General features: G+C 72.6%; 13 protein-coding genes and 1 riboswitch. Of the genes, 5 read left to right on the forward strand and 8 right to left on the reverse strand.

Features of this window, described 5'->3' with window-relative positions:
* Window positions 1–81: 81 nt before the first annotated feature.
* The 5 genes from ACSP50_RS25940 to ACSP50_RS25960 form a co-directional block, all read right to left on the reverse strand.
* On the reverse strand, window positions 82–2,235 hold the full coding sequence (locus ACSP50_RS25940; RefSeq protein ID WP_369809689.1) for a VWA domain-containing protein: 2,154 nt from the start codon (window positions 2,233–2,235) through the stop codon (window positions 82–84).
* 9 nt (window positions 2,236–2,244) lie between these two features.
* Window positions 2,245–2,453, reverse strand: a riboswitch (cobalamin riboswitch).
* A 44-nt stretch (window positions 2,454–2,497) separates the two neighbouring features.
* Window positions 2,498–2,848 (reverse strand): glyoxalase/bleomycin resistance/extradiol dioxygenase family protein, encoded by a 351-nt coding sequence (locus tag ACSP50_RS25945; RefSeq protein ID WP_014692263.1) that lies wholly within the window; start codon window positions 2,846–2,848, stop codon window positions 2,498–2,500.
* Window positions 2,849–2,990: 142 nt separating this feature from the next.
* Window positions 2,991–3,512 carry an SRPBCC family protein gene (locus ACSP50_RS25950; protein WP_014692264.1) on the reverse strand — a complete coding sequence of 174 codons (522 nt, stop codon included), beginning with the start codon at window positions 3,510–3,512 and terminating at the stop codon, window positions 2,991–2,993.
* On the reverse strand, window positions 3,509–3,814 hold the full coding sequence (locus ACSP50_RS25955; RefSeq protein ID WP_014692265.1) for a helix-turn-helix transcriptional regulator: 306 nt from the start codon (window positions 3,812–3,814) through the stop codon (window positions 3,509–3,511). Before ACSP50_RS25955 ends, ACSP50_RS25950 begins: the two co-directional genes overlap by 4 nt.
* Before the next feature lie 151 nt (window positions 3,815–3,965).
* Complete coding sequence (locus ACSP50_RS25960; RefSeq protein ID WP_014692266.1) at window positions 3,966–5,249, reverse strand: citrate synthase; 1,284 nt, start codon at window positions 5,247–5,249, stop codon at window positions 3,966–3,968.
* 183 nt (window positions 5,250–5,432) lie between these two features.
* Between ACSP50_RS25960 and ACSP50_RS25965 the strand changes: the two genes are divergently transcribed.
* Window positions 5,433–6,176, forward strand: a complete 744-nt coding sequence (locus tag ACSP50_RS25965) for a universal stress protein (RefSeq protein WP_014692267.1) — start codon at window positions 5,433–5,435, stop codon at window positions 6,174–6,176.
* An 88-nt stretch (window positions 6,177–6,264) separates the two neighbouring features.
* A complete protein-coding gene (locus ACSP50_RS25970; RefSeq protein WP_052311722.1) occupies window positions 6,265–8,547 on the forward strand; it encodes a bifunctional diguanylate cyclase/phosphodiesterase in 2,283 nt (760 codons plus the stop codon).
* Here the strand turns inward: ACSP50_RS25970 and ACSP50_RS25975 are convergent.
* Window positions 8,544–9,107, reverse strand: a complete 564-nt coding sequence (locus ACSP50_RS25975) for a hypothetical protein (protein ID WP_014692269.1) — start codon at window positions 9,105–9,107, stop codon at window positions 8,544–8,546. The two genes, ACSP50_RS25970 and ACSP50_RS25975, sit on opposite strands and share 4 nt — an antisense overlap.
* 188 nt (window positions 9,108–9,295) lie before the next feature.
* Here ACSP50_RS25975 and ACSP50_RS25980 point away from each other — a divergent pair, with 188 nt between their 5' ends.
* The 3 genes from ACSP50_RS25980 to ACSP50_RS25990 all read left to right on the forward strand — a co-directional run bounded on the left by ACSP50_RS25980 (window position 9,296) and on the right by ACSP50_RS25990 (window position 13,143).
* A complete protein-coding gene (locus ACSP50_RS25980) occupies window positions 9,296–10,069 on the forward strand; it encodes an exodeoxyribonuclease III (RefSeq protein WP_014692270.1) in 774 nt (257 codons plus the stop codon).
* A gap of 65 nt (window positions 10,070–10,134) precedes the next feature.
* A complete protein-coding gene (locus ACSP50_RS25985) occupies window positions 10,135–11,820 on the forward strand; it encodes a PP2C family protein-serine/threonine phosphatase (RefSeq protein ID WP_014692271.1) in 1,686 nt (561 codons plus the stop codon).
* A 66-nt stretch (window positions 11,821–11,886) separates the two neighbouring features.
* Window positions 11,887–13,143, forward strand: a complete 1,257-nt coding sequence (locus ACSP50_RS25990; RefSeq protein WP_014692272.1) for a B12-binding domain-containing protein — start codon at window positions 11,887–11,889, stop codon at window positions 13,141–13,143.
* 475 nt (window positions 13,144–13,618) lie between these two features.
* Here ACSP50_RS25990 and ACSP50_RS25995 read toward each other — a convergent pair whose 3' ends face one another.
* Both ACSP50_RS25995 and ACSP50_RS26000 read right to left on the reverse strand, forming a co-directional pair.
* On the reverse strand, window positions 13,619–13,861 hold the full coding sequence (locus tag ACSP50_RS25995) for a hypothetical protein (RefSeq protein ID WP_014692273.1): 243 nt from the start codon (window positions 13,859–13,861) through the stop codon (window positions 13,619–13,621).
* A gap of 961 nt (window positions 13,862–14,822) precedes the next feature.
* The gene (locus ACSP50_RS26000) at window positions 14,823–15,554 is read right to left on the reverse strand and encodes a LamG-like jellyroll fold domain-containing protein (protein WP_014692274.1); all 732 of its coding nucleotides are present in this window, start codon (window positions 15,552–15,554) and stop codon (window positions 14,823–14,825) included.
* Window positions 15,555–15,624 lie beyond the last annotated feature (70 nt).

Below are 15,624 nucleotides of genomic sequence, written 5' to 3' on the forward strand. Positions count from 1 at the left end.
GCCCTGTGCCCTGCGTGCCCGCCCTCGGGCGGTGTCGCGGTAGCCGCGATCCCGCCTGCCCGCTGCCCTGCCCGCCCGCGGTCAGGCGGCGTGGCGGTAGCCGCGCTCCGCCGACCGGGCGGTCGCCGCCTCCAACTCGTCGAGCGGCATGACGTCGGCGCCCAGAGCGGCGGCCAGCCGGCGGGCCAGCCCCAGCCGGATCGGCCCGGACTCGCAGTCGACGACCACCGTCGCGACCCCGGTCAGCGCCGGTGCCAGCCGCAGCGGATCGGGCCCGCTGGTGGCCCGCCCGTCGGTGACCACGATCAGCAGCGGACGCCGGCGCGGATCCCGGCGGCGTTCGGTCGCGACGGTCCGGGCCGCCGCGCGCAGGCCGGCCGCCAGCGGGGTCCGCCCGCCGGTCCGCAGCGCGGCGAGCCGCATGACCCCGACCTCGTGGCTGGACGTGGGTGGCAGCACCACGTCCGCGTCGGCGCCCCGGAACGTGATCATCCCGATCCGGTCGCGGCGCTGGTAGGCGTCCCGCAGCAGGGACAGCACCGCGGTCTTGACCAGGGTCATCCGTTTGCGCGCGGCCATCGACCCGGACGCGTCCACGACGAACAGCACCAGGTTCGCCTCCCGGCCGACATGGATCGCCTCGCGCAGATCCCGCGGTTCGACCCCCGTTGTCCGGGCCGGTCCGCCGTGCAGCGCGGTCCGGTGCAGGGCGGCGCGGAGGGTGGCCGGGAGGTGCGGGGCGCCGGCCAGTCGGCCCAGCGGCTTGCGGGAGCCGACGACCCGGCCCCGCCGGGCGTAGGCGGGGGACCGCTTGCCGGTGTGCCCACCCTCGCCCCGGGCGTTGATCCGCAGCGTGCGGGGTCGGAACGCCGGCCCGGCCGGAGCCGCCGCCGGCCCGCCGCCGACGGCCGGGGTGTCCGGTGACCCGCCGTCCGATGCCGGCGCCTCGGTCGGTGGCGCGCTGCTGCTCGGGGGGCCGGGCGGCGGGTCACCGGCCGGACCGCCACCGGGACCACCCCCGTCCGGACCCGGGCCCCCGTCGTCCGGGCCGCCGTCGCGCGGGCCGCCGTCCGGGGTGTCGTCCGGCCCGTCACCGTCGGGGCCGCCGTCGTCCTCCCGGGCCTGACGTTCCGCTTCCTGCTGAGCCTGACGCCCCGCCTCGTCCTGAGCCTGACGCTCCGCCTCGGCCAGGGCCTGATCGAGCTTCTCCTCGTCGGTGCCCGGCGGGTCGAGCGGATCGGTGCGGCGGCGATGCGGCAGGGCCAGGCGGGCGGCGTCGGCGACGTCGGTGGCGGTGACCACGTCGCGCCCGTGCCAGGCGGCCATCGCCACCGCGCAGCGGGCCACGACGATGTCCGCGCGCATCCCGTCCACCCCGTAGGCGAGGCAGATCCGGGCGATCCGGTCGAGCTCCGCGTCCGGCAGGGTCACGCTCGGCAGGAGGGCTCGCGCGGCGGCGATCCGGGCCGCGTACTCCCGCTCGTCGTCGGCGAAACGGGCCGCGAACCCGGCCGGATCCAGCTCGTATGCCAGCCGCCGGCGCACCACCTCGGCCCGCAGCCGCGCATCCCGCGGCGCCGCCACCGTGACCACCAGCCCGAACCGGTCCACCAGCTGCGGCCGCGGCTCGCCCTCCTCCGGGTTCATCGTGCCCACCAGCAGGAACCGCGCCGCGTGCTTGACCGAGACCCCGTCCCGCTCCACGTGCGCGCGGCCCATCGCGGCCGCGTCCAGCAGCAGGTCCACCAGGTGGTCCGGCAGCAGGTTGACCTCGTCCACGTAGAGGACGCCCCGGTGGGCGGCGGCGAGCAGCCCCGGCTCGTACGCCTTCACCCCGTCGGCCAGCGCGCGCTGGATGTCGAGGGTGCCGACCACCCGGTCCTCGGTCGCCCCCACCGGCAGCTCGACCAGCGTCGCCGCCCGGTGCCCGGCCGGCGTGTCCGCGGGATGCGGCCCGTCCGGACAGTCCGGGTCGGGCGCGGCGGGGTCGCAGGCGAACCGGCAGCCGCGCACCACCGTCACCGGCGGCAGCAGCCCGGCCAGCGCCCGGACCACGGTGCTCTTGGCGGTCCCCTTCTCACCGCGGACCAGGACGCCGCCCACCGCCGGCGACACCGAGGTCAGCAGCAGCGCGAGGCGCAGATCGTCCAGGCCGACCACGGCCGAGAACGGGTACGGAGTAGTCACAGGGTGTTCCCTCCCGGCGGGTGTCCACGCCCGCACGTCGGCTGTCACGAGCGGCCGGAGTCTCCTGACTCCCGGATCGCCGTTTCCCGCCCACCTTCCAGCCCGCGGGCCGTGGTGTGCCGCCGCCACCTCGGCCCGGAAGCCGTGGTGTGCCGCGGCCCTGCGCGCCGGCCGCACCGGCCGCAGGGCCGTGGCGTGCTGTCGCGTCAGCGGGTCGCTCCCCGGTCACAGTGGCGGGACCGTCCCGGACTCGCACCGGGTTCCTCCGCAACCGCTCGGACGCCAATCTTTCCCACCCCGGACCTGCCCGTCAAACAGCGACCAGGCAGATCACATGTCCATCAGGGTCGGTGAGGACCGCCTGGCGCTCACCCCACGGCTGATCCGCCGGCGCGTCCACGACCGTCGCCCCGGCCTTCTCCGCGGCCGCGGTGGTCGCGTCCACGTCGTCGACCCGGAAGCTGGCCGCCACCCCGGCGAGTCCGGCTGTCGGCGGCCGCTGGTGGAGCATGAGTTCGGTGGTGGTGCCCGGCACGTCCAGCCGGGCGATCTCGCCGAACTGCGCGGTCACGGTGAGCCCGAGCGCGTCCCGGTACAACCCGAGCGCCCGGTCGAGGTCGGCAACGGAGACGATGATGCGCTGCAATCCCTGTACGGCCATGCGCCGACCCTACTGATCGAGGTTCCGGTGACCGCCCGCGGATGGTGGGGTGCGGCGATCCGCCCTGAAAGCTGACCGGCCGGCTCCGCCACCATCGCCGTGGCCGGGAACAGCGGTCCGTCATCCGCCGCGGCGCACGCCATCAGGATCCCGAATCTGACCGAAACTGTTCGGCGTAGCGGTCCCGCAGGTCGCGCCAGCCGTGGTCCATCGCCGACCGCCCGCGGATCGCGCTGACCGACTCGCCGTCGAGCAGCCGCCGCAGCACCCCGGTGCACAGATCCCAGCCGGCAGCCACCATCGCATCCATGTCACGATCGGTCAGCGTGTGCCGCAGCGTCAGTCGGGTCCCGCCTGCGGCCGCGGCGAGCTCCCAGCGCAGCAGGTCTTCACCCCAGGTGTATTCCAGCAGGTGGGGTGGCTCGACCCGGACGATTTCGGCGGGCAGCGCGGTCCGCTCGTCGCCGTCGACCAGGGTCAGCGTCGCGGGGCCGGGCGCGGTCAGCGGGCGGTCCGCGGTGAACGGCGCCCACCGATCGAGGCGCTCCGGGTCGGTCAGCGCGTCCCAGACCTCGCCGGGCGGCTGGGGCAGATCGCGGATGAGGATCAACGTCCAGCGGTCACCGTCGGCGGCGACCCGGGCTTGCGGCTGTGGTCCGGTCATGGCTCCTCCTCGAGAAGGTGTTCGCCGAGGGCGTCCCGATGCCGGCTCCAGAGCCTGCGGTATGGCGTGAGCCACGCGTCGAGCTGCCGGAACGGGCCGGCCTCCAGGTGGTAGATGCGCTGCTGGGCATGGGCGCGGACGGTGACGACGCCGGCGTCGCGCAGGACCCGCAGGTGCTTGGAGACGGCGGGCTGGCTCATCCGCAGCGCGTCGACCAGGTCACCGACGCTGGCGTCGCCGGTGAGCAGCACCTCGGCGATGCGGCGGCGGGCCGGTTCGGCGAGGGCCCCGATGACGTCCACCCGCCCAGCATGCCACCCTGGTTATATGACCGTCAAGGAATGTACGAGACCGGAAAACGCCCCACCGGAGAAGTGGGGCGTCAGAAAAGTCTTTCCGCCAGTGCCGGCACGGATCGCGCCTCTCGGTACGTGCCGTATTACCTCGGTGCGTTCAGCGCTGCGACATCGGGACGAAGTCGCGGACCGGCGAACCGGTGTAGATCTGCCGCGGGCGACCGATCTTGTTGGCCGGGTCGTGCATCATCTCCTGCCACTGGGCGATCCAGCCGGGCAGACGTCCGATGGCGAACAGCACCGTGAACATCTTGGTCGGGAAGCCCATCGCCTTGTAGATCAGGCCGGTGTAGAAGTCGACGTTCGGGTACAGCTTGCGGGAGACGAAGTACTCGTCGTTGAGCGCGATCTCCTCCAGCTGGAACGCGATCTCCAGCAGCGGGTCCGGCGTCTCCAGGGTCGAGAGCATCTCCTGGGCGGCCTTCTTCACGATGGCGGCGCGCGGGTCGTAGTTCTTGTAGACCCGGTGGCCGAAGCCCATCAGCTTGACGCCCTTCTCCTTGTTCTTCACTCGCGTGACGAAGGAGTTGACGTCGCCGCCGTCCTTGCGGATCTGCTCCAGCATCTCCAGCACGGCGGCGTTGGCGCCACCGTGCAGCGGGCCGGACAGCGCGCTGATCCCGGCCGAGATCGAGGCGAACAGGTTCGCCTGCGAGGAGCCGACCAGCCGGACACTCGACGTGGAGCAGTTCTGCTCGTGGTCGGCGTGCAGGATGAACAGCATGTCGAGGATCTTCGCGACCTTGGGGTCGACGTCGTAGTTGACGGTCGGCAGGCCGAAGGTCAGACGCAGGAAGTTCTCGACGTAGTCGAGCGAGTTGTCCGGGTACGGCAGCGGGTGGCCGATGGACTTCTTGTAGATGTACGCGGCGATCGTCGGAAGTTTCGCCATCAGCCGGATCGCGGAGATGTCGACCTGCTCGTCGTCGAGCGGGTCCAGCGCGTCCTGGTAGAAGGTGGACAGCGCGGTGACCGCCGAGGAGAGCACGGCCATCGGGTGCGCGTCCCGCGGGAAACCGGAGAAGAACGTGCGCATCTCCTCCTGCAGCAGGGTGTGCACCCGGATCTTGTCGGCGAAGTCACGCAGCTGCGCCTCGGTGGGCAGCTCGCCGTTCATCAGCAGGTACGAGACCTCGAGGAACGTCGACTTCTCGGCCAGCTGCTCGATCGGGTAACCCCGGTAACGCAGAATGCCGGCATCACCGTCGATGTAGGTGATCGCCGACGTGGTCGACGCGGTGTTGACGAAACCCTGATCCAGGGTGACGTAACCGGTCTCCTTCAGCAGCGCACTGACGTCGATGCCGCCCGGCCCGTCGACGGCCTCGCGCACACCCATCGACAATTGGCCGCCAGGGTGGTCGAGCTTGACATCCGTCATGTATTTCCCTCACTTCACCGGCAGATGTCCCAAAGATTTTGCCGTTCACCGTAAACCCTGAACCTGAATGGGTCATCAGGTGGCCACCCGGTGAGGCATTGGTCACCAGTGCCTAAGGACCGTTGCACCATAGATATAGATCGGTATATTGCGAGAACGTTACGGGAGCGGAGGCCGGGGGCGATGCGGATCCCGAATCAACCGCCGGTGGTGGCCGGTGTCGCCGGGACCGCGGGCGGTCTGTCCGCCGTGCGCCTGGCCGCCCGGGAGGCGGTCTCCCGCGGCACTCAGTTGTCGATCGTGCACGCTTTCGCCTGGGACGGTGCGGAAGCCCGGCGCGCCGCCGCCCACGTCGTCGAGGAGGCGGTCGCCACCGCCCAGCGTTGCACACCCGGGGCGGACGTGCGGGGTCAACTGGTGGATGGATCCGCCGGGAGTGTGCTGCGCCGGTTCAGCCGGACCGCGGCGCTGCTCGTCGTCGGCGCGACCGACCTGCCGACATCGTCGCTGCTGGAGGCCGTGACGCAGGCCTGGTGCCCGGTGCTGGTGGCGCGCGGGGCCCGACCGGCCGCCGGTCCGGTGCTGGCCGCGGTGGACGGCTCCGGCCCGTCGGTGCTGGCGCTGCGGCACGCCGCCGCCGAGGCGGTACGCCGGGGCCTGCCGCTGGAGGTGGCCGGGGACGACGACGCGGTGCTCGACCGGGTGCTGGCCGGGCTCCCGGACCTGCCGTCGCCGGAGCGCCGGCTGCTGACCGGCGACCCGGCCGGCGCGCTGGTCCGCCTGTCGCAGCGGGTCGCGTTGCTCGCACTGGGACCGCGCGGGGCGGGCGGCGCGGCCCGATTCGGTTCGGTGGCGCACGAGTTGCTGCGCCATGGTGGGTGTCCGACCGTTTTTGTCCACGGCAGGCGCGAACCGTTGCTACGGTGAGCAAAAGCTAAGTCTTAGGGCAAAACGGGAGGAATGCCCGGTGCTATCGGTGCTCCCGCCCGGCATAGCCCGCCGCCAATGGCAGTTGATGGCCGTCATCGGGGTCCTCGCTACCGCCCTCTACGCGGCCTATTCGTCGTCGAGCCTGGCCTCGGTGAGCCTGGTCGTGCTCGGCGTGCTGACCGTCGCGGCGTGCTTCGTCGGCCCCCGCCGGTGGGGCGCCGAGCCGCCGGTCGCCTGGCTGCTGATGGCTCTGGCCGCCACCCTCTTCCTGGTCGGACTGCTGATCCGGCCCACGGTCACCAACCAGCCGATGCCGCTGCCGCTGCTCGCCGACGCCGCCAGCTTCAGCGGCTATCTGCTGCTCGGCGCCTTCCTGTTCATGCTGCTGCGGGCCCGGCAGAGCCTGGAGCGGCACGCCGTGCTGGACGGCCTGATCGTCTGCCTGGCCGCCGGACTGACCAGCACGCTGCTGCTGGCCGCGCCGGCCGCGGCGATCGCCGGCCGGCCCGCGCTGCTCTCCATCATCCAGGGCACCTACCCGCTGTTCGACATCGTGCTGGCACTGCTGGTGATCAACCTGGCGTTCACCACCAAGACGTGGCCGATCAGCATGGTGGCGCTGCTGGTCATGATGATCGGGCTGTTCCTCGGCGACACCGCGTACGCCATCGTCGGGGTCAACGGCCACATCTACGCGTCGCCGCTGCTCAACGTGCCGTACGTGCTGGCCTACACGGCTTTGGGGGTGGCCGCCCTGCACCCGTCGGTGACCGAGATGAGCCGGGCCGACCGGCTGCCCGTACAGGCCTGGTCCTGGCAGCGGCTCGCGGTGCTGCTGCCCGCGCTGTTCCTGCCGTTCGCGCTGCTGCTGACCACCGGGACCAGCGCCGCCTCGCACCGGCTGCTGATCGCCGTGGCCGGCGCGCTGATGGTGGTGCTGCTGCTGGCCCGGGCGATGTCCGCGGTGCACGCCCAGGTGGCCGCCCAGCTGCACTCCGAGCACCAGGCCACGCACGATCCGCTGACCGGGCTGCCCAACCGGCAGTCCATCTCCGCCGAGATCGAACGCCTGGTCACCGGGGTGGGCGGTCAGCAGCGGGTCTGGGTCTACATGCTCGACCTGGACGGCTTCAAGTGGGTCAACGACTCGTGGGGTCACGACACCGGTGACCAGCTGGTGATCGAGGTGGGCCGGCGGCTGCGCGCCGCGGTGCCGGAGGCCGTGCCGGTGGCCCGGGTCGGCGGCGACGAGTTCCTGCTCGCCTTCGTCGGCGACAAGGCCGGCGCGCTGCGGCTGGTCGACGACATCCGCGGCTGCTTCGCCCGGTCGCTGCCGGTCCGCGACACCGAGGTGGTGATCAGTGCGTCGATCGGCATCGCGCACTCGGTCGGCGACGCGGTGCGCTCCGCGGTCACCGCCGAGGCGCTGATGCGCGACGCGGACACCGCGATGTACCGGGCCAAGGGCGATGGGCCGGGCCGGTCCACGATCTTCGACACCTCGATGCACGACCAGGTGCGCGAGCGGATCGAGCTGGAGGTCGCGCTGCGCCAGGCGCTCACCGACGATCAGCTGTACGTGGTGTACCAGCCGATCGTGCGCCTGGAGACCGGGATGCCGGTCGGCGCCGAGGCGCTGATCCGCTGGGAGCACCCGGAACGCGGGTCGATCCCGCCGATGCTGTTCATCCCGATCGCCGAGGACTCCGGGATGATCTCGCAGATCGGCACGTTCGTCCGTAACGAGGCGCTGCGTCAGCTTGGCGTGTGGCGCTCGCAGGGGGTCGTGTCGGAGAGCTTCTACCTGTCGGTGAACGTGTCACCGCGCCAGCTGAGCGAACCCGAGCTGCCGCTGGTGGTCTCCGGCGAACTGTTCCGGTACGGCGTACCGGCGCACTGTGTCGCCCTGGAGATGACCGAGTCGGTGATGGTGGACGGCTCCAGTGTCACCGCCAGAGTCCTGCACGAGCTGCGCCAGCTGGGCCTGAAACTGCTGGTCGACGACTTCGGCACGGGCTTCTCGGCGCTGGGCTACCTGCGCCGTTTCCCGGTCACCGGCGTCAAGATCGACCGCTCCTTCGTCACCGGTCTCGGCAAGAACGATCAGGATGACGAGATCGTCCGGGCGGTGGTGGCGATGAGCCACGCGCTGGGCCTGAGCGTCATCGCCGAGGGTGTCGAGACCCCGTTGCAGCGCGAAGCCCTCTACCACGTCGGTGTGGTGAACGGGCAGGGCTGGCTGTGGGGCAAGGCGGTGCCGGCCGCCGAGTTCGCCGAACGCTGGCACCTGACCGCGGCGCTGCCCGAGGTGCCGCTGCCGGTGGCCACGGTGACCAGCTCCGGGCGCCACCGCCGGATCGACGACTAGACGGACTCCGGGAGACCGTTGCCCGGGAACTCGTAGAGCCAGAACGACTGGGCGTCCAGCCGGGTCGGCACCGCCTTGCCGGAGACCCGGCCGAGGATCACCCCGATCATCCGGGGCAGCTGGTGACGCTCCTCGTTGTAGGTGCAGATGTCCACGAACACCTTGCCGTCGACCTCGGCGATCGGCGCGTACAACCGGCGCAGCAGCGCGACGAAGACGCCGGCCCCGCGGGCGCCCCGGGCCGCGCCGACGAACAGCACGTAGAAGATCCGCCGCTGCGCGTACAGCTCCGGCCAGTGATGCCGGAAGTAGTCCGGTGAGATCAGCGAGACCGCGTCCAGCTCGGTGGTCATCGAGGCCATCCCGGCCACCCGGTCCTCGGCGTCGTACGCGACGTACTTGGGCGCCCGCTCGTCGGCCATCAGCTCGTCGAACTCCTCGCGGTGCAGCACGTGCCGGTGGACCGCCAGCACCGCCAGGTCGGCGAACGACTCGCGGTAGAAGTCCCAGGCACCGTCCCGCAGCTCGTCCGGCACCACCGGCATGACTTCCACCCGCATCGCACGCCCCCGTGAGTCGTCCCGTCCACCGACCAACCTGTCAGTCCCCCTGGTGCCGCGTAGCCAAGTCCGGCATTATTCGCTGATGACTTCGGCCGGGCTGGCTGCCATGCTCGTCGCGCTCGCGGGCGGACTCGCCGCGGCGCTGTTCGCGGCGACCCGCGGCGGGCTGCGCCGATAATGGGCTGATGCGCTTCGCGACCTGGAACGTCAACTCGGTGAAAGCCCGCCTCCCCCGCCTGCTGGAGTGGCTGGAGACCGCCGCCCCCGACGTGGTCGGCCTGCAGGAGACCAAGGTCGCCGAGGACGGCTTCCCGGCCGCCGAGGTCCGCGAGCTGGGATACCGGACGGCGGCGTACGGTCAGGGCCGCTGGAACGGCGTCGCCCTGCTCTCCCGGATCGGCCTGGACGAGGTCCGCCGCGGCTTCCCCGGCGAGCCCGGCTATCCCGGCCCGGAGGCCCGCGCGATCAGCGCGGTCTGCGACGGCATCCGGTTCATGTCGGTGTACGTGCCGAACGGCCGCACCCCGGACGACCCGCACTACACCTACAAACTCCAGTGGCTGCGGGCGCTGCGGCTCGCCCTCGCCGACGACCTGGCGGCCGGCCCGCTGATCGTGGCCGGCGACTTCAACGTGGCGCCCACCGACGACGACGTGTGGGATCCGTCGGTGTTCGCCGGCTCCACCCACGTGACCGAGCCGGAGCGGGCCGCCATCGCCGCGCTGCGCGACCTCGGGCTCACCGACGTGCCGGCCCGCGCCATGAAGGGTGACCACCCGTTCACCTATTGGGATTACCGCGCCGGGATGTTCCATCAGAACAAGGGCATGCGCATCGACCACGTGTACGCGAGCGCCGAACTGGCCGCCGCGGTCACGGATGCCGTGGTGGACCGCGAGGCACGCAAGGGCAAGGGCCCGTCCGACCACGCCCCGGTGATCGTCGATGTGAAACGCTGATCAACCCCATCCCCCCATCGACCCCGTAGGCTGGGGACGACCACGACCCTCAGCGAGGAGGCACGATGTCGGCCCGCATGCCGGCCACCGCGGCGCCTCCCGGGCTGCTGCGCGCGGTCCTCGACGCGGCGAGCGAGGCGATGCTGCTCTGCGCCGCCGCCGGGGACACCGTCGTGCTGGTCAACGAGGCGGCCCGCGCGCTGCTGCCCGGCCTGCAGCCGGGCGATCCGCTGACCGCGGCGCCGCTGCCGGAGCTGGCCGCGGCCGCGGCCGCCGGCGGCGAGTCGTTCCGGTCCGAGGATCGACAGCATTGCTGGTACGGTCGTCGCCGCGCCGTGGGTGACGAGCATTACGTGTGGTTTCTGGCCGACGGCGCCGCCGAGCGCGACCGCACCGCCGCGCTGGAGGCCGAGCGCGCCCGGGCCGCGTTCCTGGCCGACGCCGGCCGCCGGCTCTCCGCCTCGCTGCACTCCCGGCTGGTCCGGCGCACCACGGTCGAGCTGGCCGCCGCGCACCTGGCCGACGCGGCCGTGGTCATCCTCCCGCCGGACAAGCGGCAGAGCGCCTGGAGCCGGGCGCTGCCCGGCCACCCGGTCGAGGAGGGCACGCTGCCCGAACGCAACCTGGCCGAGGTGCCCGGGCTGGGCGAGGTGATCGACGGCTTCCCGCCGATCCCGAGTCGCTGGCTGGACCCGGCGCAGACGCCGGGCTGGCTGTTCCCGGCCGCGCTCGGCCCGCTCGGCGCCCTGCTGGTCATCCCGCTGCCCGGCAACGCCGAGCCGGCCGGAGCGCTGATCCTGGCCCGCACCGGCACGTTCAGCCCGGAGGAGGAGGCCCTGGCCCGGGTGTACGCGGCCCGGGCCGGCGCCGCGCTCGCCGCCGCCGCCCTCTATCAGGAGCAGGTGGCGACCGCCGCGGTGCTGCAGGCCGACCTGCTGCCGCCGGAGCTGCCCGAGATCGACGGCTTCGAGCTGGCCGGGTCCTATCAGGCGGCTCGCGAGACGATGCTCGTCGGCGGCGACTTCTACGAGGTGTTCGGCCCGGTCCCGGGCAGCACGGACACGGTCGTGGCGCTCGGCGACGTGTGCGGCACCGGGCCGGAGGCCGCGGTGCTGACCGGCAAGGTCCGCCAGACGCTGCGCGCGCTGCGGCTGATGCACGCCGGCCCGGAGACGATGCTGCGCGTGCTGAACAGGGCGCTCACCGACTCCGGTCGCCGGCAGCGGTTCGTCACCCTGGTGGTCGGCTCGGTGACCCGCGTCGACCACGGCCGGATCTGTCTCGAACTGGCCAGCGGCGGCCATCCACCGCCGCTGGTGCTGCGCGCCGACGGCCGGGTCGAGGAGGTGCCGACCGGCGGCACCCTGATCGGCGTGATGCCGGAGACGACGGTCCGCCCGGCCACCGCCGAGCTCGGCCCCGGCGAACTCTGCCTGCTCTACAGCGACGGCCTGACCGAGGCCCGCGGCGGCCCGGCCGGCGACGAGCAGTTCGGCGAGACCCGCCTGCGCCGCGCCCTGAGCGACTGCGCCGGCCTGCCCGGCGCGGTCACCCTGGAACGCCTGCGCCAACTGGTCTCCGACTGGGTCCGCGGCGGCCCCGGCGACGACATCGCCATGCTCGCCGTCCGCGCGCACCCCCGCCCGCCGCTGAGCCTCCGCGACGGCGGCGCCACCCTGCGCGCCCCGAACCAGTCCCCCTATCTCACCGCCGCCCGCCGCCCCGACCGAAGGGTCCGGCCCCGATCATGACCGCCCACCGCACCCTCGGCCGGTCGCGCACCACCCACCGCGTCACCGAACGGTCCCGGCACTGAGATGATCACTTCGGTCACCGTCCACTCGCTCGACGACCCGGACCTCCACGACGAGTATCTGCGCCTGGTCGGCGACGGCGACGAGTACGCCGCCGTCGAGCTCGCCCTCACCCTGCTCGACAACGGCGTCCGACCCCAGCGGATCATGGTCGACCTGATCGGCGGCACGCAGGCCCGGGTCGGCGAGCTGTGGGCGGCCAACGAGTGGTCGGTCGCCCGCGAACACGCCGCCACCGCCGTCAACGAACGTGTCCTCGCCGCCGTCGCCGCCCACCTGCGCCCCTCACCGCGCCGCTCCTCCACGACCGCCGACCGCGACCTCTCCGCCGCTGACCGCTCCCCCGCCACCGCCGACCGCGACCCCTCTGCCGCTCGCGGCGTCGCGGGGCCGGATGCCGGTGCCTCTCCCGCGGACCGCGGCACCGCGGGGCCGGGCCGCGATGCTGCTCACGCGCACCGGGGCGGTGCTTCCACGTATCGCGGCCGGATCACGGTGGCCTGCGTGGACGGTGAGTGGCACGGCCTGCCCGCCCGGATCCTGGCCGAGCTGCTCTCCCTGGATGGCTGGCGGGTCGACTTCCTCGGCGCCAGCGTCCCCGGCCCGCACCTGATCACCCACCTGCACCAGACCGGCCCCGATGCGGTGGCCCTGAGCTGCATGATCCCCACCCGGCTCCCCCGCGCCCACGCCGCCATCACGGCCTGCCGCGCGGCCGGCGTCCCGGTCATCGCCGGCGGCCGGGGTTTCGGCCCGCAGGCCCGCTGGGCCGCCCGGCTCGGCGCCGACGCCTGGGCCACCTCCGCCGAGGAGGCCGTCGTCCGCCTGGCCACCGACTGGCCACCCCCGCCGGCCCCGGACTTCCCGGCTTCCGGCGGTTTCGTCCCGAGCAGCCTGAGCGAGCACCTCGGCGACGAGGAGTACACCCACCTGGTCCGCTCCCGCCCCCAGCTGATCGACACCGCGATGCAGCGCCTGGCCGCCGTCCACCCCGAGGTCCGCGACTACGACGACCGCCAGCGCGAAGCCACCGCCGAGGACTTCGGCCACATCGCCGACTTCCTGGCCGCCTCGCTCTACATCGACGAACCTCAGATCTTCCGCGACTTCACCTCGTGGACCGCCGACGTCCTCACCGCCCGCCTCGTCCCGGTGACCGCCCTGCGGGCCGGCCTGCATATCGTCCGCGACCAGCTGATCGACTTCCCCACCGCCACGAAAACCCTCGACCTGGCCCTGGCCGACCTCTCCACCCCCTGACCCGCCACTCACCCGCTCCCGGCGGTGCGGCCACCCGCCCGGTCCCGGCGTTCCCCACCCGCCCGATCACGACCGCCCGGCCACCCGCCCGGTCCCGGCGTTCCCCACCCGCCCGATCACGACCGCCCGGCCACCCGCCCCGTCGCGACGTTCCCCACCCGCCCGATCACGACCGCCCGGCGACCCGCCCCGTCGCGACGTTCCCCACCCGCCCGATCACGACCGGCCAAGCGTCGCGCACATCACCAGTACCACCGACCCACCAGAACGGGCATCCCGGATTGCTCACCGCTTTTCGCGTGAGCACAACCGCACCCCTGGCCGCCGAACCGGCACCACACCGGACACCCGAACCGGCGAACGCGGCGTGGGCAGACCCCGCCAGGCCATCGGTCGGGAAATGCGGAAACCCGGCCGCGCGGAGGCGGCCGGGTCTCGTGGTGATCAACAGCCGGTGAGCCGTGATCGGGATCGGTCAGCTGCGGCGGAAGGCGTAGCTGCGGCCACCGCCGGCACCGGCCGCTCGGCCCGCGTGGGCGCGGTCCGAGCTGCGGCGGGCGGCCTGCCGGGTGTCGCGGGCGCCGTGGTGCGCGGCGTCGGCCGGGTCGGGCTGGGCGCCGGAACCGTCCTCGACCGCCGGGCGGGTCAGGGCCGCGGCAATGTCCCGGCGGGCGAGTTCCGCCAGGTCGGGATGGACGGAGAAAGGCTGGGCAGGCATATTGCCACCTCCAGGGAATACGGTTTGGGGCCCGTTCCGGGGTTCGGGCGGAAAGCCGGTGACGGCCGGTTTCCGTGGCGGCGGAATTCACGGGTGCGCCCTCGCAGAATCATCATCGAGAATTCCACAATGCACACCCGGAGGCCCGCCCCGGCAGAATGGCCGAGGACCAGCGCGAAGGGCAAACCCGGACAGTCAGCGTGCCGGCGCCGCGCACAGAACCGACGGGCCGCTGAGTCGGCACCGTTCAGGATCCGGCTGAGACGTGAAACCGACGCGGCGCGGGCATCGAGCGCGGGACCGCTCGACCGAGCAGGACCGCCTGATCGAACGGTGCCGTCATGGAGCGGTGCCGTCATGGAGCGGTGCCGGCCATCGAGCGGTGCCGGCCATCGAGCGGTGCCGGCCATCGAGCCTCGCGGCATCAGAATCGGACACGGGGGACGACCGGCGCAGAGCGCAAGGGCTGAGCCCGAACGCTGGAGCCCGAACGCTCGCACCCGCATGCCGAAGACCCGGGGTTTGCCTGGTGTGCATCACAGCATGCGGTCAACCTATGCCGCTTCCCACGCGGGCGCCACCGATTATTCGGGGTCCGGCACGACGGGTGTGCTCACGGCGTACCGGCAAGCGAGGGACACCGGGAAAGGCCGCAACCAGAAGCCGCCAGCGAGCCTTGACCAGCGGGTTTGTGACCCGAACCGGAAGGGGGCGGCGCGGAACGCGACGAGCGAAGGGTGCGGCGACGGGAATCGGACCGGACCGAGGGGGCGGCGGCGCCAGCCGCAACAAACGGCGAGGGAGACGCCGAGGTACGCAGTAGGAGCGGAGGGTGGGACCGGCGCGGGGCAGAGGCGGCGAAAGGGAGGCCGCGGCGAGAGAGACCGCAGCGAGGAAGACCGCAGCGAGGGAGACGACGCGGGCCGGCCCGGAGGCCGGCCCGCTACGGGAGTGGGCGGCCTCAGCCGACCTGGATGTACACGTCGTCGAGCTGGCCGTGGTACATGTCGCTGGTGGCGCCGAAGTTCGGGCCGCCGATCCGCAACGGCATGGTGTTGTCCACCGAGAGGGTCGCCGGGATGGTGACGTGCGAGCCCGCCGTGCCGTCGACCGAGATGCCGAGGCTGGTGGGGGTGCGCTCGCAGACGACCTTGTGCCAGGTGCCGTCGGCGAGGGGCTTGGAGGAGATGGCGCTGAAGGTCTGCGCGCTGCCCTTGCCGGTCATGATGCAGACGGCGCGGCCGTTCTTGCCGGTGAGCTGCATCTTCCAGACACTGTCGGCGCCGGCCAGGCCCTTCTGCATGATGTTGGCTTTGCCGTGCAGCTGGGCCTGGGTGACGCGGATGCTGGCGGCCCAGTGGAAGGTGCGTACGCCCGGGTTCAGGTCGGGCGAGTTGGGGGCTTCGAGCAGGGCGCGGGCGCAGGAGCCGGTGCCGGAGCAGACGGCGGGGAAGGACGCGTACCGGCCGGCGCCCTCGGTGTTGATCGCGACCGTGCCGTTGTCCTCGCCGCGGACGGTGAGGCTGGAGCCTTTGCCGGACAGGTCGCTGATCTTGCCGGCGGTGGCGCCGCCGTCGAAGTTGTAGCGGGCGACCAGGGTGGACGGCGGGTCGACCACGGGGGCGGCGGCCGCGGGGGCGGCCATGACCGGAACCGTCAGCAGTGCGAGTGCGGAGAGTTTGAACATCCTCATGGGGACGAAGATGCCCGATAAAACCGGTTTGGTGGGTAATAAACCCGACTAAGTAGATCGTATGGGTTTA

It is taken from the genome of Actinoplanes sp. SE50/110 (assembly GCF_900119315.1).
Lineage (GTDB): Bacteria > Actinomycetota > Actinomycetes > Mycobacteriales > Micromonosporaceae > Actinoplanes.

Excerpts from the sequence above, each read along its gene's own strand:
- ACSP50_RS25945 (WP_014692263.1), bottom strand. The coding sequence starts at position 2,848 with ATGGCCGTACAGGGATTGCAGCGCATCATCGTCTCCGTTGCCGACCTC.
- ACSP50_RS25950 (WP_014692264.1), bottom strand. The coding sequence starts at position 3,512 with ATGACCGGACCACAGCCGCAAGCCCGGGTCGCCGCCGACGGTGACCGC.
- ACSP50_RS25960 (WP_014692266.1), bottom strand. The coding sequence starts at position 5,249 with ATGACGGATGTCAAGCTCGACCACCCTGGCGGCCAATTGTCGATGGGT.
- ACSP50_RS25965 (WP_014692267.1), top strand. The coding sequence starts at position 5,433 with ATGCGGATCCCGAATCAACCGCCGGTGGTGGCCGGTGTCGCCGGGACC.
- ACSP50_RS25970 (WP_052311722.1), top strand. The coding sequence starts at position 6,265 with ATGGCCGTCATCGGGGTCCTCGCTACCGCCCTCTACGCGGCCTATTCG.
- ACSP50_RS25975 (WP_014692269.1), bottom strand. The coding sequence starts at position 9,107 with ATGCGGGTGGAAGTCATGCCGGTGGTGCCGGACGAGCTGCGGGACGGT.
- ACSP50_RS25980 (WP_014692270.1), top strand. The coding sequence starts at position 9,296 with ATGCGCTTCGCGACCTGGAACGTCAACTCGGTGAAAGCCCGCCTCCCC.
- ACSP50_RS25985 (WP_014692271.1), top strand. The coding sequence starts at position 10,135 with ATGTCGGCCCGCATGCCGGCCACCGCGGCGCCTCCCGGGCTGCTGCGC.
- ACSP50_RS25990 (WP_014692272.1), top strand. The coding sequence starts at position 11,887 with ATGATCACTTCGGTCACCGTCCACTCGCTCGACGACCCGGACCTCCAC.
- ACSP50_RS25995 (WP_014692273.1), bottom strand. The coding sequence starts at position 13,861 with ATGCCTGCCCAGCCTTTCTCCGTCCATCCCGACCTGGCGGAACTCGCC.
- ACSP50_RS26000 (WP_014692274.1), bottom strand. The coding sequence starts at position 15,554 with ATGAGGATGTTCAAACTCTCCGCACTCGCACTGCTGACGGTTCCGGTC.